The sequence below is a fragment of the Roseateles puraquae genome, assembly GCF_002205845.1.
Taxonomy (GTDB): domain Bacteria; phylum Pseudomonadota; class Gammaproteobacteria; order Burkholderiales; family Burkholderiaceae_C; genus Pelomonas; species Pelomonas puraquae.
This window is the reverse complement of record NZ_NISI01000013.1, coordinates 66,883-85,334: the sequence shown is the minus strand read 5'-3', so window position 1 is coordinate 85,334 and position 18,452 is coordinate 66,883. Positions and strand designations below refer to the sequence as shown.

16 protein-coding genes are annotated in these 18,452 nt (G+C 72.5%); 7 read left to right on the top strand and 9 right to left on the bottom strand.

Annotated features, from left to right (window positions below; genetic code table 11):
* Positions 1 to 14: 14 nt before the first annotated feature.
* Complete coding sequence (locus CDO81_RS23365) at positions 15 to 1,466, bottom strand: peptide MFS transporter (protein WP_088485663.1); 1,452 nt, start codon at positions 1,464 to 1,466, stop codon at positions 15 to 17.
* Positions 1,467 to 1,649: 183 nt separating this feature from the next.
* Between CDO81_RS23365 and CDO81_RS23360 the strand changes: the two genes are divergently transcribed.
* The 3 genes from CDO81_RS23360 to CDO81_RS23350 are packed head-to-tail and all read left to right on the top strand — an operon-like array spanning position 1,650 to position 3,521.
* Entirely contained in the window at positions 1,650 to 2,207 is a 558-nt protein-coding gene (locus CDO81_RS23360) for a DUF3455 domain-containing protein (protein ID WP_088485662.1), read from the top strand.
* A gap of 40 nt (positions 2,208 to 2,247) precedes the next feature.
* Positions 2,248 to 2,802, top strand: coding sequence for a sigma-70 family RNA polymerase sigma factor (locus CDO81_RS23355; RefSeq protein ID WP_088485661.1), 555 nt, complete (start codon positions 2,248 to 2,250; stop codon positions 2,800 to 2,802).
* Entirely contained in the window at positions 2,799 to 3,521 is a 723-nt protein-coding gene (locus CDO81_RS23350; protein ID WP_088485660.1) for an anti-sigma factor, read from the top strand. The genes CDO81_RS23355 and CDO81_RS23350 overlap by 4 nt, the downstream gene beginning before the upstream one ends.
* Here the strand turns inward: CDO81_RS23350 and cfa are convergent, their stop codons facing one another.
* The 3 genes from cfa to CDO81_RS23335 all read right to left on the bottom strand — a co-directional run bounded on the left by cfa (position 3,522) and on the right by CDO81_RS23335 (position 6,651).
* A complete protein-coding gene (cfa, locus tag CDO81_RS23345) occupies positions 3,522 to 4,679 on the bottom strand; it encodes a cyclopropane fatty acyl phospholipid synthase (protein WP_088485659.1) in 1,158 nt (385 codons plus the stop codon).
* A gap of 105 nt (positions 4,680 to 4,784) precedes the next feature.
* Positions 4,785 to 5,729 (bottom strand): 4-hydroxyproline epimerase, encoded by a 945-nt coding sequence (locus CDO81_RS23340; RefSeq protein WP_088485658.1) that lies wholly within the window; start codon positions 5,727 to 5,729, stop codon positions 4,785 to 4,787.
* Between the two features lie 7 nt (positions 5,730 to 5,736).
* Positions 5,737 to 6,651, bottom strand: coding sequence for a dihydrodipicolinate synthase family protein (locus CDO81_RS23335; protein WP_088485657.1), 915 nt, complete (start codon positions 6,649 to 6,651; stop codon positions 5,737 to 5,739).
* A gap of 125 nt (positions 6,652 to 6,776) precedes the next feature.
* Between CDO81_RS23335 and CDO81_RS23330 the strand changes: the two genes are divergently transcribed.
* The 4 genes from CDO81_RS23330 (at position 6,777) to CDO81_RS23315 (ending at position 9,948) form a co-directional block, all read left to right on the top strand.
* Positions 6,777 to 7,352 (top strand): hypothetical protein, encoded by a 576-nt coding sequence (locus tag CDO81_RS23330; protein WP_088485656.1) that lies wholly within the window; start codon positions 6,777 to 6,779, stop codon positions 7,350 to 7,352.
* Positions 7,353 to 7,384: 32 nt separating this feature from the next.
* Positions 7,385 to 7,879: a 3'-5' exonuclease gene (locus CDO81_RS23325; RefSeq protein ID WP_088485655.1), complete on the top strand. Its 495-nt coding sequence runs from the start codon at positions 7,385 to 7,387 to the stop codon at positions 7,877 to 7,879.
* A 96-nt stretch (positions 7,880 to 7,975) separates the two neighbouring features.
* The gene (locus tag CDO81_RS23320) at positions 7,976 to 8,944 is read left to right on the top strand and encodes an alpha/beta fold hydrolase (protein ID WP_206602161.1); all 969 of its coding nucleotides are present in this window, start codon (positions 7,976 to 7,978) and stop codon (positions 8,942 to 8,944) included.
* Positions 8,941 to 9,948 carry a P1 family peptidase gene (locus CDO81_RS23315; protein WP_206602160.1) on the top strand — a complete coding sequence of 336 codons (1,008 nt, stop codon included), beginning with the start codon at positions 8,941 to 8,943 and terminating at the stop codon, positions 9,946 to 9,948. Before CDO81_RS23320 ends, CDO81_RS23315 begins: the two co-directional genes overlap by 4 nt.
* Here the strand turns inward: CDO81_RS23315 and CDO81_RS23310 are convergent, their stop codons facing one another.
* The 5 genes from CDO81_RS23310 to CDO81_RS23290 are packed head-to-tail and all read right to left on the bottom strand — an operon-like array spanning position 9,949 to position 18,432.
* Positions 9,949 to 11,526 carry a dipeptide ABC transporter ATP-binding protein gene (locus tag CDO81_RS23310; protein WP_088485654.1) on the bottom strand — a complete coding sequence of 526 codons (1,578 nt, stop codon included), beginning with the start codon at positions 11,524 to 11,526 and terminating at the stop codon, positions 9,949 to 9,951.
* Entirely contained in the window at positions 11,523 to 12,329 is an 807-nt protein-coding gene (locus CDO81_RS23305) for an ABC transporter permease (protein ID WP_088485653.1), read from the bottom strand. The genes CDO81_RS23310 and CDO81_RS23305 overlap by 4 nt, the downstream gene beginning before the upstream one ends.
* A complete protein-coding gene (locus tag CDO81_RS23300) occupies positions 12,326 to 14,842 on the bottom strand; it encodes an ABC transporter substrate-binding protein (protein ID WP_088485652.1) in 2,517 nt (838 codons plus the stop codon). The genes CDO81_RS23305 and CDO81_RS23300 overlap by 4 nt, the downstream gene beginning before the upstream one ends.
* Positions 14,839 to 16,209 carry a tetratricopeptide repeat protein gene (locus CDO81_RS23295; RefSeq protein WP_088485716.1) on the bottom strand — a complete coding sequence of 457 codons (1,371 nt, stop codon included), beginning with the start codon at positions 16,207 to 16,209 and terminating at the stop codon, positions 14,839 to 14,841. The genes CDO81_RS23300 and CDO81_RS23295 overlap by 4 nt, the downstream gene beginning before the upstream one ends.
* A gap of 27 nt (positions 16,210 to 16,236) precedes the next feature.
* On the bottom strand, positions 16,237 to 18,432 hold the full coding sequence (locus tag CDO81_RS23290) for a TonB-dependent receptor (RefSeq protein ID WP_088485651.1): 2,196 nt from the start codon (positions 18,430 to 18,432) through the stop codon (positions 16,237 to 16,239).
* Positions 18,433 to 18,452: the final 20 nt, after the last annotated feature.

Genomic DNA, 18,452 nt, shown 5'->3' with positions numbered 1-18,452 from the left:
GGGAAGCCGGGGCATCAGCCGATCAGTCGGCGCAGCCAGGGGCGCAGGCCCCACATCACCGCGCCCGTCAGCAGGCAGCCCACTGCCAGCTGGGTGAAGAGCGTCGCGTACAGGGGGTTGGTGGACAGGGCTGCGCCATCCACCGGCTGGGTGACCATGCCGGAGAAGTCGCCCGCGTAAAGCGACGCCAGTCCGGTGACGAGCATCCAGCTGCCCATCATCACGCCCTGGTACTGCCGCGGCGCGAGCCGGCCGATCATGGCGTAGCCCACCGGCGAGATCAGCAGCTCGCCCACGCCCTGCAGCACGTAGCTCAGGAAGAGCCAGGCGAAGTCGGCGCGGCCGGTGGCCGGGTCGGCCAGGTGAATGCCCAGCGGCAGCGCGAGAAACCCGAGGCCCATCAGCAGCAGCGCGCCCGAGAACTGCATCGGGATGTCCACCGGCCAGCCACGGCGGCGCCAGCGTGCAAACAGCGCCGCCAGCAGCGGCCCGCCGATGACGATGACCACCGTGTTGATGTTCTGCACCCACTGCGGCGCGACCGGCACGCCCCAGACGTTCATCCAGACATTGCCCACCGCGTACATCTGCAGCCCGTTGGGTGCCATCTGGTAGAGCGACCAGAACACCAGCGAGCCCAGCGCCAGCACCAGATAGGCCTGCATGCGGCGCTTCTCCGCCAGCACCGGGTGGCGCAGCGTCAGCACCAGCAGCGCCACACCCACCGCGTAGCACAGGGCCTTCAGGCCGATGGCGGTGTCACCCGGGTGCTGCAACAGCCAGGCCAGCAGCGGCACCAGGCCCACCAGCACCGCCACGCCGACGGCGAAGCGGGCCCAGAAGTCGCGCCCCTGGCGCTGCGACAGTGGCGTGTCCCGGTCGGCCAGCGTCCGCCAGAACAGCAGCGCCACCACGATGGCGCCGGCATTGCCCAGGGTCGCGAACCAGAAGATGGTGCTGTAGGCCTCACCCAGCTGGTAGTGGCCGGCGACCGTAAAGCCCACGAAGAAGCCGACGTTCATGCCCGCGTAGTTCCACAGGAAGGCCGCCTCGCGCCGGTCGTCTTCGGGCGCGAAGCGCTGGGTGAGCATCATGTTGACGCACGTCACGTTCAGGCCGCTGCCGGTCAGGAACAGGGCCAACCCCCAATACAGCCCGGCGAGCGAGCCGCCGGCAATCGCGCCGCAGCCCAGCACCTGCAGCACCATGCCGCCCACGAAGAGATTGCGGTTGCTCAGGAAGCGCCCGCCCAGGTAGCCGCCGAACAGGTGCAGCCCGTAGTTGAAGGCGCCAAAGAGGCCCATCATCAGCGCGGCCTGCTCGCTGGCAAACCCCAGCCGGCGCGTGGCGTACAGCACCAGCGTGGACTGAAGCACCGCGAAACCCAGGGTCGCAAACACCTGGATGGTGAACAGCACGGCAGAGCCTTCGGGGATGCCGGCGAGTCGTTGTTGAGGTCGGTTCATGGGGCGGCGATTGTCCCGGCAGCCTCGGGCCCGCCTTGTGCGTGACATCCCCCAGGCCTTGCGCCGAGCCGTCCGACAACTTTTTTTGCATCCCTCTGCATCCAAACCCCGGCCTGGTGGCTAGTGCAAGGGAGAGCTGCGGCGTCGCCGAGGCTCCAACCCCACTTCAACCGGAGATATCTGATGCACAAGACCCTTTCCGTAGCGACCCGACTGGCTGCCGTTGCGGCCGTGACCCTGCTGGGCGCCTGCGCCGGCATGGCCCCCGCCCCGGTGTTCAGCCAGGACAGCCTGCCCGACACCGTCAAGGTGCCCGCCGGCCACCGCGTGGTGCTGGAGACCGTGGGCGTGGGTGAGATCACCTACGAGTGCCGCGCCAAGGCCGGCGATGCCATGGCCTTCGAATGGGCCTTCGTCGGCCCGCGTGCCGACCTGAACGGCCGCGACGGCAAGAAGCTCGGCACCTACTTCGGCCCGCCGGCCACCTGGGCGTCCAACGACGGCTCGCGCATCACCGGCACCCAGGTGGCGGTGGCCCCGGCCAAGCCGGGCAGCATCCCGCTGCAACTGGTGCGGGCCAACCCCGCCACCGGCAACGGCGCGATGACTGGCGTGAGCTTCGTGCAGCGCGTGGCCACTGTGGGCGGCGTGGCACCCGCACTGCCGTGCGACGCCGCCGGTGCCGGCCGCAAGGAAGTGGTCAAGTACCAGGCCGACTACATCTTCTGGAAGCCGGCCTGAGCATTGCACCTAGACTCGGCGCGGACTTCAGCCGCCCGCCTTGCCCAGCTCCCGCCCACCCTTCGACCATGAAGCCGCCCTGCTCGCTTGCGCGCGGGGCGAGCGCTTCGCCCTGCGTGCGCTCTACGAGCACGAGGGGCGCTGGTTGCTGGGCGTGGCGCTGCGCATCGTGCGAGACCGGGCCGTCGCCGAGGATGTGCTGCATGACGCCTTTTTGCAGATCTGGTCGCGCGCCGACAGCTTCGAGCCCTCGCTGGGCTCGGCGCGGGGCTGGATCTACACCGTCGTACGCCATGCCGCGCTCAAGGCAGTGCGCGACCCCGGGCGGCTGCAGCTGGTTGACACCCCCGAGCTGGCGGCCTTGTCGGATGCCCAGCAGGCCAGCGAGGCGACCGACGCCGACCGCGACCTCGACACGGACAGCCTGGAACGCTGCCTGCAGCGCCTGGATGAAGCCCGGCGCGCCTGCGTCGTGCATGCCTTTGTCGACGGCTACACCCACGAGCAGATCGCCGAGCGCCTGGCCACGCCGTTGGGCACCGTCAAGTCCTGGATCCGGCGCAGCCTGGCCAGCCTGAAGGACTGCCTCGCATGATCGACCTGCGCGACCCTGCCGAACGTGATGCCGCCGCGGGCGAATACGTCCTGGGCACCTTGCCGCCGGACGACCACGCGGCGGTGGCCGCGGCTTTGCCGGGCGACGCCGCGTTGCGCGCAGCTATCTACGCCTGGCAGGACCGACTGCTCGCGCTGACCGCCCGCACCCCGGCGGCCGACCCCGCGCCGGCCCTGTGGTCGCGCATCGCCGCCGGGCTCGACTGGCAGACCTTGCCGGGCCGTGCGCCTGTCGCGCGCACGCCGTGGTGGCAGGGCCTGCGCTTCTGGCAAGGGCTGAGCGCCGTGGGCGTGGCGGCGTCGCTGGTCCTCGCGTTGCGCCTGGTGGCGCCTGCACCGCCGGCGCCGACCGAAGGCGCACGCTATGTGGCCGTGCTGGAGAGCCCCGACGAGAAACGCGCCGCCGGCTGGGTGGTGGAGTTGCAGGCCGGCGGCGCGTTGCGCCTCGTGCCGGTCGGCGACACGCCGCCCGTGCCGCCGGGCCGCTCGCTGCAGTTCTGGACCAAGCCGCAAGGCGCCGCCGGCCCGACCTCGCTGGGCCTGGTCAAGCCGGGCGAGGTGGTGCAGATGCCGGTGGCGCGTCTGCCGGGCGTCGGTGCGCAGCAGCTGTTCGAGATCACGCTGGAGCCTGAGGCCGGCTCGCCGCTGGGTCGCCCGACCGGGCCCATCCTCTTCGTGGGCCGCACGGTCGCGCTCTGATCAGGCCGGGGCGCCGGGCCGCACCGAGCGATAGATGCTGCGGCGCTGCGGCAGGCTCAGCACCAGTTGCCAGAGCTGTCCCTGGCGAGAGCGGAAGAAACCCGCGCAGCTCAGCAGGTAGTAGTGGAACATGCGCCGGAAGGCTTCGTCGTAGCGCACTGCCAGTCGCGGCCAGGCAGCCTCGAAGCGCTCTGCCCAGCACATCAGCGTGCGGTCGTAGTCAGGGCCGAAGTTGTGCCAGTCTTCAATGATGAAGCGGCCCTCCAGCGCATCGCTGAGCTCGCCGGGCGACGGCAGCTTGCCGTTGGGGAAGATGTAGCGCTCGATCCACGGGTCGGTGTGCGGCGCGCGGCGGTCCACGCCGATGCTGTGCAGCAGGAAGAGCCCGTCGGGCGCGAGCAGCCGGCGAGCCGTGTCGAAGTACACGCCATAGTTCTTCAGCCCGACGTGCTCGAACATGCCCACCGACACGATCTTGTCGAAGCGCCCGGTGAGGGACCGGTAGTCCTGCAGCAGCAGCGTGACAGGCAGCCCGGCGCATCGCTCGCGCGCCAGCGCAAGCTGCTCTTGGCTGATGGTCACGCCGGTCACGGTCACGCCGAACCGTTCGGCCGCAAAGCGCGCGAGACCGCCCCAGCCGCAGCCGATGTCCAGCAGCGTCTCGCCGGACTGCAGTTCGAGCTTGCGGCAGATCATGTCGAGCTTGTGGGCCTGGGCCTGCTCCAGGTCTTGCGCCTGGGCCCAATAGGCACAGGAATAGATCATGCGCGAGTCCAGCATGGCCTCGAACACGTCGTTGCCCACGTCGTAGTGCCGCTCACCCACCTGGTGGGCCCGCGCCACGCTCTGCCGGTTGAACAGACGCTGGCGCAGGCTCTCTGCCAGCAACTGCAGCCGGGCGATGGCGGGGGCGGTCCGGTCGAGCTCGGCGCGCAGCAGGCGCTCGAAGAGCATGTCCAGCCGTTCGCAGTCCCAGTCACCTTCCACATAGGCCTCGCCGGCGCCGAGCGACCATTGCGTCAGCAGCCGCCGGTACAGGCGGCTGTTGCGCACCCGCATGTCCCAGGGCCGTTCGCCGTCGAAACCCACGTCGGCACGCGCCAGCAGGTCCCGCAAGACCGCGGGCGGCTCGAAGGTGAAGGCAGACGCGGACGGCATGCACACAGCAAGAGAGCGGGCCTGCCGCCGAGTGTGCCGCCGCTGGCCGCGGGCAGGCGTCTCAAGTTGTCAATGAGACCGATAGGCGCGATGCATGACGCAGGCTCACAGGGTCGGCAGGCCCCAGCCGAACGGGTCATCTGGCGTGATCAGCAGCGTGGCCTCCGCGCTGATGAAGGCCTGGCCGCGGATGGTCGGCACGATGGCGTCTTGGCCCGGCTCGTACCAGCCCTCGAACACGCTGCCGATGACGCTGGCCTGGCGCCACACCTGGCCGGGCGCCAACTTGCCCGCAGCGGCCAGGCAGGCCAGCTTGGCGCTGGTGCCGGTGCCGCAGGGGGAGCGGTCGTACTGGCCGCCGGGGCACAGCACGAAGCTGCGCGAATCGGCCAGCGCCGCATCGGCGTCGGCGAACAGCTCGATGTGGTCGATGACGGCGCCCTCCGCACCGCGGAACCCCTGGGCGTGCAGGGCCTGGCCGAGCTGGTCGGCATAGGTGGTCAGCTCATTGACGCGGTCAGGCGTCACGGCCTGGCCATGGTCGGCGCACAGGAAGAACCAGTTGCCACCCCAGGCGATGTCGCCCGTGACGACCTGGCCCGTCGGCATCGTCACCCGCACGCCGTGGGCCAGCCGGTAGGCGGGCACGTTGCGCACGCTGACCCGGCCGTCTTCGTGCAGCGTGGCCGTCACGTCGCCCACCGGCGTCTCGATGATGTGCGCGCCCGGCTCGATGCGGCCGAGGTGGGCGAGGGTGGCGATCAGGCCGATGGTGCCGTGGCCGCACATGCCGAGGTAGCCGGTGTTGTTGAAGAAGATCACGCCGGCCGTGTGCGCGGGGTTCTGCGGCGCGCACAGCAGCGCGCCCACCAGCACTTCGCTGCCGCGGGGCTCCAGCAGCGTGGCGCGGCGCCAGCGGTCATGCTCGCGGGCCAGCCGGTCACGGCGCTCGGCCATGGAGCCGTCGCCCAGGTCGGGGAAGCCGCCGATGACGACGCGCGTGGGCTCGCCGCCGGTATGGGAGTCGATGAGGGCGATGCGGTGCGTCATGGCCGGCTCAGGGCTGCGACTGGCAGTACGCGGGGCGCGTGGCCAGCGCGGCCTGCACCAGGGCGGTCACGCGCTCGCGCTCGGCGCCCACCAGCGGCAGCCGCGGGCGGCGCATGTGCTCGCTGCCCACACCCACGAGGAGGTCGATGAGCTTGAGGTTCTGCACCAGCTTGGTCGACACATCCAGGTGCAGCAGCGGGGTCATCCAGCGGTACAAGGCCCGGGCCTCTTCCCAGCGGCCCGCCTGCATGAGATCGAACATCGTCACCGTCTCGCGCGGGAAGGCGCAGCCCACGCCGGCCAGCAGCCCGTCGCAGCCCAGGGCGAGGCCTTCGAAAGCCAGGTCGTCCACGCCCATGAAGAGTCGGTAGCGGTCGGCCAGCAGGTTGCGCAGGTCGGTGATGCGGGTCACGTCGCCGCTGCTTTCCTTGATGGCGGCAACAAATTCGCAGTCGGCCAGTTCGGCGAAGTGTTCGGGCTTGAGGTCCACCCGGTAGGCCACCGGGTTGTTGTAGACCATCAGCGGTCGCTGTGCCGCGCCCGCGAAGGCTCGCACATTGGCCATGGCCTCGCGGGCATCGGCCACGTAGATGACCGAGGGCATGACCATGTAGCCCGCCACGCCCAGCGCATTGGCGCCGTCGATGAAGCGCAGCGCCTCGCGCGTGCTCGTCTCCGACACGGTGGCCAGCACCGGCACCCGGCTGGCCGAGGCGTCCAGCGCGCAGCGGGCGACGGCGAGCTTTTCTTCCAGCGTCAGCGTGCTGGCTTCGCCCAGGGAGCCACAGCACACCACGCCGTGGATGCCGTTGCGGATCTGGAAATCAATGTGGCGCGCCGTGCCATCGAGGTCGAGGCTTTCGTCGGCATGGAACTTGGTGGTGACGGCGGGAAAGACGCCGCGCCAGGGGAGGGTCTGCATCGGTAGGGCTCCTGGGGCAAGGGCCCGATGTTCGCTCATGCCAGTGGCGGCTTGAAACCCGCGCTTGCGCGGCATCGCACCGGCTGTGCGACAGTCAAATCCGGTTCGTTGACCTGGAGCAGTTCATGAAGGCCGAGACGGGCATGGGAGAGCGGGTGCTGGCGTTGGTGAGCCAGCCGCCGGAGCCGGGCTGCGTGCCCAGCGCACGGCCGGCGGATGCAGCCGCGCGCGCCATCGACGCCGCCGCCACCAAGGCGGCGCTCGCGGCCGGCACGCTGGCCTTGCCGCCGGGCCCCCTGGGCTGGGCCACCATCGCGCCCGAGATGCTGGCGGTGTGGCACATCCAGCGGCAGTTGGTGGCCGACATCGCCGCGCTCTACGGCCGCAGCGCCGATCTCGGCCCGGCGCAGATGCTGTGGTGCCTGTTCCGCCACACCGCGGCGCAGGCGCTGCGCGATCTGTCGGTGCGGGTGGGCGAGCGCGTCATCGTGCGTCCGGCGGCGCAGGCCCTGCTGCAGCGCGTGGCCGGGGCGGTGGGCCTGCACCTGGGCCAGCAGGCGGCCAGCCGCATGCTGTCTCGTTGGGTGCCCGTGGTGGGCGCGGCCGGCGTGGGCGCCTATGCCTGGTGGGACACCCGGCAGGTCGGCCGCGCGGCGCTGCTGTTGTTCGAGCGTGAGCAGGTGATCGACAACCCTGTGTAACAGGCGCATCCGGGCGCGACATACTGCGCAGCATGCAACTGCCCGCCATCCTGGACATCGAGGCCTCGGGCTTCGGCCGGGGCAGCTATCCCATCGAAGTGGGCTACTGCGGTGCCAATGGCGCGCTGTTCTGCGGCCTCGTGCTGCCCGAGCCTGACTGGCAGCACTGGGACGCCAGTGCGGAGGCGCTGCACGGCATCACCCGCGAGCTGCTGCGGCGCCACGGCCGGCCGGCGCGCTGGATGGCCGAGCAACTCAACGCCCGCCTCGGTGGCCAGACGGTCTATTGCGACGGTTGGGGCCAGGACTATCCGTGGCTGGCACGCCTGTTCGACGCCGCCGGGCTGCCGCAGCGCTTCAAGCTCGATGACCTGCGCAAGCTCCTGACCGAGGCGGAGGCGCCCCGCTGGCGCGGCGTGGTCGACACCGTGCGCCAGCGCCAGCGCCTGACCCGTCACCGCGCCAGCAGCGATGCCCGCGTGCTGCAGCTGGCACTGGGGGAGATCAAGCAGGGCGTGTCGGCCTGAGCCGGCCGCGGCCGGCGCGAGCAAGCAAACTCGTTTTGCGCGCTTGGCACGGCGGTCGGTGCCGCCTAGGCTCCCGGCCCTTGCCTGGAGAACCCCGTGCTGTTGAAGTTCGTCGTCATGCCCATCGTCATCCTGCTGCTGCTCATCGCCGCCACGGCCTTGGCGGCCTTCCTGTGGCTGCGCGCGCCTGATCTGCCCGCCGCCGAACTGGAGGCCCGCTTCCAGAGCCCGCAAGACCACTGGCTGGACCTCGGCGATGGCCTGCGGGTGCACTACCGTGACGAAGGCCCGGCCGACGCGCCGGTGCTGGTGCTGCTGCACGGCTATGGCGATGCCTACTCGACGTGGGAAGGCTGGGCCGCCGCCTTGCGTGCGGGCCACCGCGTCATCAGCCTGGACCTGCCGGGCCATGGCCTGACCGCCGCGCCGGCCGGCACGCAGATTGACCGTGAGGCGCAGGCCCGGCTCGTGTTGCGCCTGGCCGAGGCCCTGAAGCTGCCGCGCTTCGTGCTGGCCGGCAACTCGATGGGCGGCGGCGTGGCCTGGCAGGCGGCCCTGCTGGCGCCGCAGGCCCTGCGCGGCCTGGTGCTGGTGGACGCCGCCGGCTGGCCGATGCCGGCCACCACGCCGTCCCTGGCGTTTCGCATCCTCGCCCACCCCTGGGGCCGCGTGCTGCTGGAGCGCATCGACAACCGGCCGCTCATCCGCCAGGCCTTGCGCGCGCAGGTGGGCGACCCGGCCCTCATCACCGACGAGGTCGTTGACCGCTGGGCGCTGTACCAGCGCTATCCTGGCCACCGTCCCATCCTGATGTCCGTCGCCCCGGGCGCGCAAGCCCCGGTCACCGCTGAACGCCTCGCCGGCCTGCAGTTGCCCACGCTGGTGCTGCACGGGGAACTCGACCCCATCCTGCCGCTGGAGCATTCGCGCCGCTTCGCCGCGGCGATCGCGGGGGCCGAGCTGATCGTCTACCCCGGCATTGGCCACCTGCCGCAGCGCGAGATTCCGGCGCGCTCGGCGGCCGATGTCGCGGCCTTCGTGGCGCGCCTGACTGCTGTTCCATGACGCCCTTGCCCCGACCCGGCCTGCTGAACCTGATCACCGACGTGCCCGGCCTCTTGGTCGGCCACGTGACCGACGACACCGTGCGCTCCGGCGCCACCGTGCTGCGCACCGATGGCTTCTGGGCCGCCGCGGTGGACGTGCGTGGCGGCGGCCCCGGCACGCGCGAGACCGAAGCCCTGGCGCCCGAGAACCTGGTCGGCCGCGTGCATGCCATCGCGCTGGCGGGAGGCTCGGTGTTCGGCCTGGCGGTCGCCGATGGCGTGGTGGCGGCTTTGTCGGCGCAGGGCCAGGGCCTGGCGCTCAAGCCCGGTTCGCCGGCGATCCCCGTGGTGCCGGCGGCGGTGCTGCATGACCTGGGCAATGGGGGCGACAGGGCCTGGGGCCTGGAGCCGCCCTACCGCCGCTGGGGCATTGAGGCGGTGGCTGCGGCGGCCCGCGAGTTCGCGCTCGGGCGCGTGGGCGCCGGGCGCGGCGCGATGGCCGGCCACCTGCCCGGGGGCCTGGGCTCGGCGTCACTGGACCTGGGCGACGGCCTGGTGGTGGGCGCCCTGGTGGCCGCCAACCCCATCGGCTCGGTCTACATGCCCGACGGCCACACCTTCTGGGCCTGGCCCTTCGAGATCGACGGCGAGTTCGGAGGGCACCGGCCGCAGGGGCACGCGCCGGTGGTCGACCCGCTGCCCGAGGCCTCGCGCCTGGCCGACCTGGGCCGGCTGCAGCCGGGTGTGAACACGACGTTGGCGGTGGTCGCCTGCAATGCCGACCTCAGCACCGCCGAGTGCAAACGCCTGGCCATGATGGCCCAGGACGGCATCGCCCGCGCAGTGCGGCCCGCCCACACGCCATTCGACGGCGACACCGTCTTCGCGCTGGCCTCGGGCGCGCAGGGCCTGGGCGACGGCCGGGCGCGGGCGGTGCAGCTCGGCCGCCTCGGCTCAGCCGCTGCCGATTGCCTGGCTCGCGCACTGGCCCGCGCAGTGCACGAGGCCGCGCGCGGCGGCTGATCAGCCCAGCAGCGTGGCCAGGTCGGGCGTGGCGGCCAGCAGCGCCCGGGTGGCCGCTTGCCGTGGCTGGGCGAACACCTCGGCCGTGGGGCCGCTCTCGATGATGCGGCCCGCGTCCAGCACGTAGAGCCGGTCGGTCGCTGCGCGCACCACGCCCAGGTCGTGGGTGACGAAGAGCAGCGCCGTGCCATGCTCGCGGCACAGCGTGTCGATCAAGGCCAGCACCTGGCCGCGTACGCTGACGTCCAGGGCAGAGACGGCCTCGTCCAGCACCAGCAGCGCGGGCTCCAGGATCAGCGCCCGTGCGATCGCCAGGCGTTGGCGCTGGCCGCCGCTGAACTGATGCGGGAAACGGTCGGCCACGGCCGCGCCGAGGCCGACCCGGTCGAGCCAGTCGCAGGCCAGGCGCCGCTGCAGCGCGCGGTCGGGCACGGGGTCGCGCAGCGCGAGGGGCTCGGCCACCAGTTCCCAGGCACGCCAGCGCGGGTCCAGGCTCGCGGCCGGGTCCTGGAAGACGATCTGCATCTGGCGGCGCAACTCACGCTCGGCGCCGGTGAAGCGCCGGCCCTGCAGCTGCACCTCGCCCGCCTGCAGCGGCTCCAGCGCCAGCAAGGCGCGCAGCAGCGTGCTCTTGCCGCTGCCCGAGGCGCCCACCAGGCCGACCCGCTCGCCGGGCGCCACCTGCAGCGACACGCCATCCAGAAGCCGCTTCACCACCGGCCGCACCAGCAGGCCGCCGCCATGGCGCACCTCGCGCACCAGCCCCGTGGCGGCCAGCAGCGGCGCCGAGAGGTCGGGGGCCGGCACCGGCGGCCGGGCCGGCAGGGCCGAGTCGGCGATCAGCGCGGCCGTCTCGGGCTGCTGGGGCGACTGCAGCAGTGCGCGCGCCGGGCCCTGTTCCACCAGGCGGCCGTGCCGCAGCACCGCGATGCGGTCGGCCACGCTGGCCACCAGGGGCAGGTCGTGGCTGATCAGCAGCAGGGCGCTGCCCTGTTCGCGCACCAACTCGCGCAGCAGCGCCAGCACCTGGGCCTGGGCGGCGGCGTCGAGCGCGGTGGTGGGCTCGTCGGCGATCAGCAGGCGTGGCCGCAGGGCCATCGCGATGGCGATGACCCCGCGCTGGCGCTGGCCGCCCGAGAGTTCGTGCGGGTGGCGGCCGCCCAGCCCGGCCAGCCCCACGCGCGTCAGCGCGGCCTCGGCCTCCCGCGCCGCTTCATGGCGTGACAGCGGCCGATGCAGGCGCAGCGCCTCGGCCACCTGCGCACCCAGGGTCATCAAGGGGTTGAGCGCCTGCATCGGCTCCTGGAAGACCAGCCCGATGGCGGCACCCCGGCGGGCGTCCATCGCCGCTTCGGGCAGGGCCAGCAGGTCTTCGCCGTCCAGCAGCACCCGGCCCGTCGTGGTGGCCTGGCCCGGCAGCAGGCCGGCGATGGCCAGTGCCGTGAGCGACTTGCCCGAGCCCGATTCGCCGACGAGGCCGAGCACTTCGCCGGGCGCCAGGCTCATGTCCAGCCCGTGCAGCCGGGGCTCGCCGGCCAGCGTGACCCGCAGGTCCTGCAGTTGCAGCCGGGCGCTCATCGCACCTCCCCGTGCGGGTCGAACCGCTCGCGCAGGCCGTCGGCCAGCAGGTGAAAGGCCAGCACGGCCAGCGCCACCGCCAGGCCGGGGAACAGGGCCAGCGTGGGCGACAGGGCCGTGAGGGTCTGGGCGTCGGCCAGCATGCGCCCCCAGCTGGGTTGCGGTGGCTGCGTGCCCAGGCCGATGTAGGACAAACCGGTCTCGGCCAGCAGCGCCAGCGACAGCTGCAGGCTCAGCTGCACGACCAGCCCGCCCGCCACGTTGGGCAGCACGTGCTCGCGCGAGATGCGGCCGCGCCCCTTGCCCGCCATGCGCGCGGCGAGCACGAACTCGCGCTGCCACAACGGCAGGGCCAGGCCCCGCGCCACCCGCGCGAACACCGGGATGTTGAACACGCCCACCGCCAGGATGGCGCTCACGGCGCCGGGGCCCAGCGCGGTGGTCAGCAGCACGGCCAGCAGCAGCGGCGGGAAGGCGAACACGATGTCGTTGCCGCGCATCAGCAGTTCGTCCAGCCAGCCGGCCCGCGCGGCGGCCCACAGCCCCAGCGGCACGCCAACCAGCGCCCCGAGGGCCACCGCCAGCGATGCCACGCCGAGCGAGGTGGCTGCGCCGCGCATCAGCAGCGAGAGCACATCGCGGCCGAGGTGGTCGGTGCCCAGCCAGTGCGCCGCACTCGGGGCCTGCAGCCGCGCGGCGATGTCGAGCTGCTCCAGCGGCGCGGGCGTCCACACCAGCGACAGCAGGGCCAGCGTGGCGAAGGCTCCGGCCAGCAGGGCTCCAGCGAGAAGGCGGCGATTCATGCGCCACCTCCGCGCCGGCGCAGCCGCGGGTCGGCTGCGCGCGCCGCCAGCTCGACCGAAGCAGAAATCGCCACGCCGAGCGCCACCAGCACCAGCACCAGGCTTTGCACCAGCACGATGTCGTGCGCGGTCACGCCCTGGAAGAGCAGCCGCCCCACACCGGGCAGGAAGAACACGTTCTCCACGATGACCGAGCCGGCGAGCAGGTAGGCCGTTTGCAGGCCCAGCAGCGTGAGCACCGGCGTGGCGACGTTGGGCAGCGCGTGGCGCCACAACGTGCGCCAGCGGCTCGCGCCCTTGGCGCGTGCGGTGCGCAGGAACTCGGCAGGCGCCAGCTCCGCCAAGGCGCTGCTCAGCACCCGCGTCAGGATGGCGGCCTGCGGCAGCGCCAGCGCCAGCGCCGGCAGGGCCAGCGACTGCAGGCCCGCCGCCAGGCCTGCGTCCCAGCCCGGGAATCCGCCCGCCGGCACCCAGCGCAGTACCACCGCAAAGAGCCAGGCGCCCATCACGCCGAGCCAGAAGTCCGGCACCGACACGCCGAGCTGGCTGGCGGCGCTGACGGCGCGGTCCGCCGCACCGCCGGGCCGGCGCGCGGCCCACAGCGCGGCGGGCACGGCCAGGGCGATCGCGGTGAGCAGCGCGAGGGCGGCCAGCGGCAGCGTGACCGGCAGCCGCTCGGCCAGCAGCTCGCGCACCGGCAGGCGGTAGGTCAGGCTTTGCCCCAGGTCGCCCTGCAGCAGCGCGGCCACCCAACGGACGTAACGGGTGGGGGCCGGGTCGTCGAGCCCCAACTGGGCGCGCAGGGCGGCGACCGCCTGCTCGTCGGCCTGGATGCCAAGTACGTGACGCGCGGGGTCGCCGGGCGCGACCTGCACCAGGGCGAAGACGAGCACGCTGGCTGCCACCAGCGTCAAGGCGAGTGAGGCGGCGCGCGCCAGCAGCCAGCGCGGGTCGGCGCGGCGCAGCAGCCAGGCCAGCCCCAGGCCGAGCAGGCCCGCTGCGGCCCAGGCCAGCGCGCGTGGCGCTGCCCCCTGGTCGCCCGCCGCGCCCGCCTGCGCGTCGGGCAGCGTCGCCCCGGCGAGTTCCAGGCTGCCCACGGCGTTGGCCCGCACACCGCTGAGCCCGGCGCGGGTGACGAGCAGCCGTGGGTACTGGAACAGGAAGCCGTTGACCGCGTCGTCGCTCAACTGGCGCTGCAGGGCCTGCAGCGTGGCGCGGCGCTCGGTGTCGTCGGTCTGGTCGTCGAGCTGGCGCAGCAGGGCTTTCACGCGCTCGCTGCGGTAGCCGAAGTAGTAGTCGTCGCGGCCGTAGATGCCGTAGTCCAGCGGCTCGGCATGCACGATGACGGTGAGGTCGAAGTCGTGCCGCACGAAGACCTGGTCCAGCCACTGGGCCCACTCCAGGTTTTCGATGCGGGTGCGGATGCCCACCGCGGCGAGCTGCGCCGCGAGGATCTCGCCACCGCGCCGCGCATAGGCCGTGGGCGGCAGCTTGAGGCTGAGCACGCGGTCGGCCGGCCAGCGGGCCTCGGCCAGCAGCGCGCGGGCGCGGGCGGGGTCGTGCGGGCTCTGGCCGGTCAGGTCGACATAGGCCGCATGCCGCGGCGAAAAGTGGCTGCCGATGGGCTGGCCGTAGCCGAACATGGCGCCGTCGATCAGGGCCTGGCGGTCGATGGCGGCGGCGATGGCGCGGCGCACCGCGAGCTGGTCCAGCGGCGCGCGGCGGTGGTTGATGGACAGCAGGGTCTCGCCTTCGCTCAGGCCCACCTGTAGCGTGAAGCGCCGGTCGGCGCGGATCTGCGCCAGATGCTCGGGTGCGGGGAAGTTGGCGAACAGGTCCACATCACCGGCCATCACGGCGGCATAGGCGGCCGAGGGGTCGGCGATGAAGCGGTAGCGCAGGCCGTCCAGCCGGGCCTTGTCGCCCCAGTAGCCGTCAAAGCGCGCGAGCTCGATGCGGTTGCCACGCTGCCAGTCGACGAAGCGCCAGGGGCCGGTGCCGTTGGGCGCGGTGGGGTTGGTGCCCACGCTGCCGGGCGCGACCATGACGAAGGCAGCGCTGCCCAGGCTCTGCAGCAGGCCCCCATCGCGGCGCTTCAGGCGCAGCACGAGGGTGTGCGCATCCGGCGCGTCGATGCTGCTGATGGCCGCGAGCAGGCTGCGCTGCGGGTTGCTGGAACCCTCGGCGCGGGCACGCTCCAGCGCGAAACGGGCGACCGCCGCGTCGAAGGGCGTGCCGTCGTGAAAGCGCACGCCCGCGCGCAGCGTGAAGCGCAGGCTGAGGCCGTCGGGCGCGATGTCCCAGCGTTCGGCCAGGCGTGGTTGGGCGCTGCCGTCCTCGGCCAGGCTCACCAGGCCTTCGAACACATTGCCGTAGACCACCTCGCCGATGGGTGCGGCCGCACCCACGGTCGGGTCCAGCAGCGGCGGCTCCAGCTGCAGCGCGATGCGCAGCGTGGCCGCGTGGCCGGGCAGCCAGCAGGCGAGCAGCAGCAGGACGAGCCAGCGCGTCATGACCGGCGGCTCGCCGCGCGGGCCTCGGCGGCCAGCGCGGGCAGGCCGAGTTGCCCGTACAGGTCGGCCAGCCGGGCATTGACCGGGACGTCCTGCGGGTCGGTCAGGCGGCGCAGTTCGAGCGCCTGCTGCGCGTCGCGCCACTGGCCAGCGCGGGTGGCGGCATCGATGTGCAGCAGCGCGAAAAGGTCGCGCTGTGCATGGCTGCCGCCCACGCGGACGAGGCGCGGCAGGCCCTGAGCCAGGGCGTGGTCAGCCGTGGCCGCATCGCCGCGGGCCAGGGCCACCAGGCCGTGGGCGGTGGGCAGGGCGGCGTCGTGCCAGGCGATGCGTGCCTCACCCGTGGCCGCCTGCGCCCGCGTGGTGATGGCCGCCAGCAGGCGGTCGGCCTCGGGGCGGGCCGCGCGGGCCAGGCCGTAGAGGTAGAGCAGGCTCAGGAAGGGCTCGGTGGTGTCTTCGGCGCGGGTGGCGAGGTGCTCGGCCAGCGCAGCCCAGCGACTGCCGACGTCCACGCCCACCCACTCCAGCCGCGCCAGCAACTGCACCGCACCTACCTGGTCTTGCGAATAGCCGGGTGACACGCCCCAGACGCGGTGGTCGTACAGCGCCAGCGCGTCGTCGTGGCGGCCGCGCGCCAGGTAGAAGAGGGCCAGGTGCCACCACAGGTGGGTCACCATGAAGGAATTCAGGTTGGTCCAGGTGTCGCTGACCGCCTCCAGGAAGCGCAGGCCTTCGTCCACCCGGCCGCGCGTGAGCAGCACATGGGCCAGCGCATGCTGGGCCCAGGGCTCACGGCGCTGCAGGGTGAGCGCCAGGCGCGCGGTGGCCTCGGCCTCGTCCAGCCGGTGGGCCTGTTCGTAGGCGAAGGCGGCCATGCCCTGCGCATGGGCGTTGTGCGCGTTGGCCGGCAGCACGGCCAGGATGACGCGCAGCATGGCCGGTGCATCGCCGCGGTTGAAGGCCAGGTACTGCGCCAGCTTGACCACGGCGAGGTCGTGCGGCCAGCGTGTGGCCAGGCGCAGGGCGCGTGCCTCCACCGCGGCGGTGTCCCCGGCCACCCAGTCGGCCAGCAGCGCGACCTGCTCGCGCTCGCGCTCGTGGGCCAGCGTGGCGCCGGGCCGCAGCGCGGCGCGGGCCGCGTCCAGGAAGGGGCGGGCGCGGTCGGCGGCCTCGGGGGCCTCCAGGAACATCCACAGCCAGCCGGCGTAGACCTGGGCCATGACCGCCTGCGGATGGGCGGCGGCCGTGGCGAGGATGGTCTCGGCGCGGGTCTCGTAGGCCAGGAAGCCGCTGACGAAATCGTCCAGCCCCGCGATCAGCGCGGGGTCGTCGTCGACGATGGGATTGCCCAGGGGGTCGTGTGCCATGGCGGCAGCATAGCCAGCCACGGCGCCTCAATAGGCGTAGCTGACCGTCAGCGTCCAGGTGCGCGGCTGGCCGGCGGCGGCGACGTTGAGGTCGTCAGCCGTGCTCGGGCGGTTGCCGAAGAAGTTGCGCGTCAGGTCGTAGTGGCGGTCGAAGAGGTTGCGCACGCCCAGGGTGGCGAGCCAGGGCGAGTTGGACGGCGCCACTTCCAGGCGCGCATTGGCCAGCCAGTAGGCCGGGATGTCGTAGACCGTGCCGCCGTCCACGTTCAGGCGGTTCAGCCAGGAGGGCGAGTTGCTGCGGTAGCTGTAGTCGGCGGCGGCCTTCCAATCGAAGCCCTGCGCCGTCCAGGCATAGGCGACCGAGCCGCCGTAGCTGAGCTTGGGGAAGAACTGGCTGTGCCCCGAGAGGTTGCCCAGCAGCGGCGAGTTGAAGGCCTTGAACGTGCCGTGCTTGTAGCCGAGCGACTGCGCGACCGTCAGGCCTTGCAGCGGCCGCCATTGCAGCTCCACCTCGCCGCCGTCGATGCGCGAGCGCGGGATGTTGATGATCTTGCCGATCAGCGCGCCGGTGGGCGAGGTCGTCACGTCCTGGAACTGCTGGTCGCGGTAGTCGTAGTGGAAGACCGCGGCATTCAGCCGCAGTGCGCGGCTGAGGTCGGCCTTGGCACCCAGTTCCAGCGCCACCAGCTTCTCGGGCTGGAAGGCGGTCAGTGCCAACGTGTTGAAGGTGTTGTGGGCCGTGATGCCGCCCGACTTGAGGCCGCGGCTGAGCGAGGCATAGAGCAGGGTGCCGGCGTCGGGCTTGAATTGAAGGGCGAGCTTGCCTGAGGTCTGGTTCGTGGTCAGCGAGGACGCGGTGCCGCTCACCCCCAGGCCGGGCACGACGGGCGTGGTGCCGGTGCTGAAGTCGTGCAGGCTGCGGGTCTCGCGTTCCTGGCGCAGGCCAGCCACCAGCGTCCACTGGGCGGCCAGCGGCACATCCGCCTGGCCGAAGACGGCGGTGGCGCGGCCGTCCTGCTGGTAGCGCGTGCGGGTGATGAGGCCGTAGTCGCTGCGGAAGTCGGTCTGCCAGTCTTCACTCAGCCGGTCCTTGGCGTAGTAGGCGCCCACGACCCAGGGCAGGGCCGCCTGCGGCGCGGAGGCCAGGCGCAGCTCCTGGGTGGTGACGCGGGCGTTGTCGCGCCAGTCGACATCGGAATGGTTGACGGCGGTGCCGTCCCAGTCCGCCAGCTCGTGCCGCGTGAAGCGTTGACGCGCGGTGATGCTGGTCAGGCGGGTGGCGCCGAGCTGCCAGTCGAGCTGCAGCGAGATGTTGGTGGCGCGGTTGTCGCGCGAGGGCTTGGCGTCGGGGCTGACGCCGATGGCCTGGGCGAAGTCGGGCTTCAGGCCCCAGCCGGTGGCGGTGGTGTCGGTGTCGGCGGGCTGCTGGGTGCGGGCGCGGGGCGTGGGCACGTACAGGCCCGGCACGTCGGAGCGATCCTGGTTGTGGCTCAGGCTCAGGCGTGCCTGCAACGTCGGCGTGAGGTCGACCTCCAGCTGGCCGCGCACCGCGTCCACGCGCTGGTCGCCGAGCTTCTCGCCGGTGAGGCGGTTGTGCTGCCAGGCGCCGCCCCGTTCACTGGCCAGCGACAGCCGGCCGCGCACGCCGTCGGCCAGCGGGCCGGACAGATAGCCTTGCGCCTGCACCGCGCTGTTCGAGCCGACGCCGACGCTGAAGCCCGCCTCGGCTTGGCGCGTGGGCCGCCGTGTGAGCAGGTTGATGGCACCGGCGGTGGTGTTCTTGCCGTACAGCGTGCCCTGCGGCCCGCGCAGCACCTCCACCCGCGCCAGGTCGAACAGCAGACCCTGCGTCTGCACCGGGAAGGCGAAGCCGACCTCGTCGACATAGACCCCCACCGGCGAGGCGTTGTTGGCCCCGTAATCCTGGAAGCCGATGCCGCGGATGCGGAACTGCGCCTGGCCGCTGCCGAAGGCGGGTTCCACTTCCAGGCTGGGCACCTGGTCTTGCAGCTGGTTGACGCCGCGCACGCCGCGCGCCTTGAGCTCGTCACCCGACAGCACGCTGAGCGCAATGCCGACGTCTTGTGCGGACTCGGCCCGGCGCTGGGCCGTCACTTCGACCCGGTCGAGCGTGGCGGGCGCGTCAGCCGCCTGCACCTGGCTGGCGAGTGCGGCGGCGAGAGCGGCAGCAAGGGTGGACGGCGCGAAGGAACGGTACGGCATGGGGCAGCGTGGTGGCGTGA

Coding starts and splice junctions, on each gene's coding strand:
- CDO81_RS23365 (WP_088485663.1), bottom strand. CDS start 1,466: ATGAACCGACCTCAACAACGACTCGCCGGCATCCCCGAAGGCTCTGCC.
- CDO81_RS23360 (WP_088485662.1), top strand. CDS start 1,650: ATGCACAAGACCCTTTCCGTAGCGACCCGACTGGCTGCCGTTGCGGCC.
- CDO81_RS23350 (WP_088485660.1), top strand. CDS start 2,799: ATGATCGACCTGCGCGACCCTGCCGAACGTGATGCCGCCGCGGGCGAA.
- cfa (WP_088485659.1), bottom strand. CDS start 4,679: ATGCCGTCCGCGTCTGCCTTCACCTTCGAGCCGCCCGCGGTCTTGCGG.
- CDO81_RS23340 (WP_088485658.1), bottom strand. CDS start 5,729: ATGACGCACCGCATCGCCCTCATCGACTCCCATACCGGCGGCGAGCCC.
- CDO81_RS23335 (WP_088485657.1), bottom strand. CDS start 6,651: ATGCAGACCCTCCCCTGGCGCGGCGTCTTTCCCGCCGTCACCACCAAG.
- CDO81_RS23330 (WP_088485656.1), top strand. CDS start 6,777: ATGAAGGCCGAGACGGGCATGGGAGAGCGGGTGCTGGCGTTGGTGAGC.
- CDO81_RS23325 (WP_088485655.1), top strand. CDS start 7,385: ATGCAACTGCCCGCCATCCTGGACATCGAGGCCTCGGGCTTCGGCCGG.
- CDO81_RS23315 (WP_206602160.1), top strand. CDS start 8,941: ATGACGCCCTTGCCCCGACCCGGCCTGCTGAACCTGATCACCGACGTG.
- CDO81_RS23310 (WP_088485654.1), bottom strand. CDS start 11,526: ATGAGCGCCCGGCTGCAACTGCAGGACCTGCGGGTCACGCTGGCCGGC.
- CDO81_RS23305 (WP_088485653.1), bottom strand. CDS start 12,329: ATGAATCGCCGCCTTCTCGCTGGAGCCCTGCTGGCCGGAGCCTTCGCC.
- CDO81_RS23300 (WP_088485652.1), bottom strand. CDS start 14,842: ATGACGCGCTGGCTCGTCCTGCTGCTGCTCGCCTGCTGGCTGCCCGGC.
- CDO81_RS23295 (WP_088485716.1), bottom strand. CDS start 16,209: ATGGCACACGACCCCCTGGGCAATCCCATCGTCGACGACGACCCCGCG.
- CDO81_RS23290 (WP_088485651.1), bottom strand. CDS start 18,432: ATGCCGTACCGTTCCTTCGCGCCGTCCACCCTTGCTGCCGCTCTCGCC.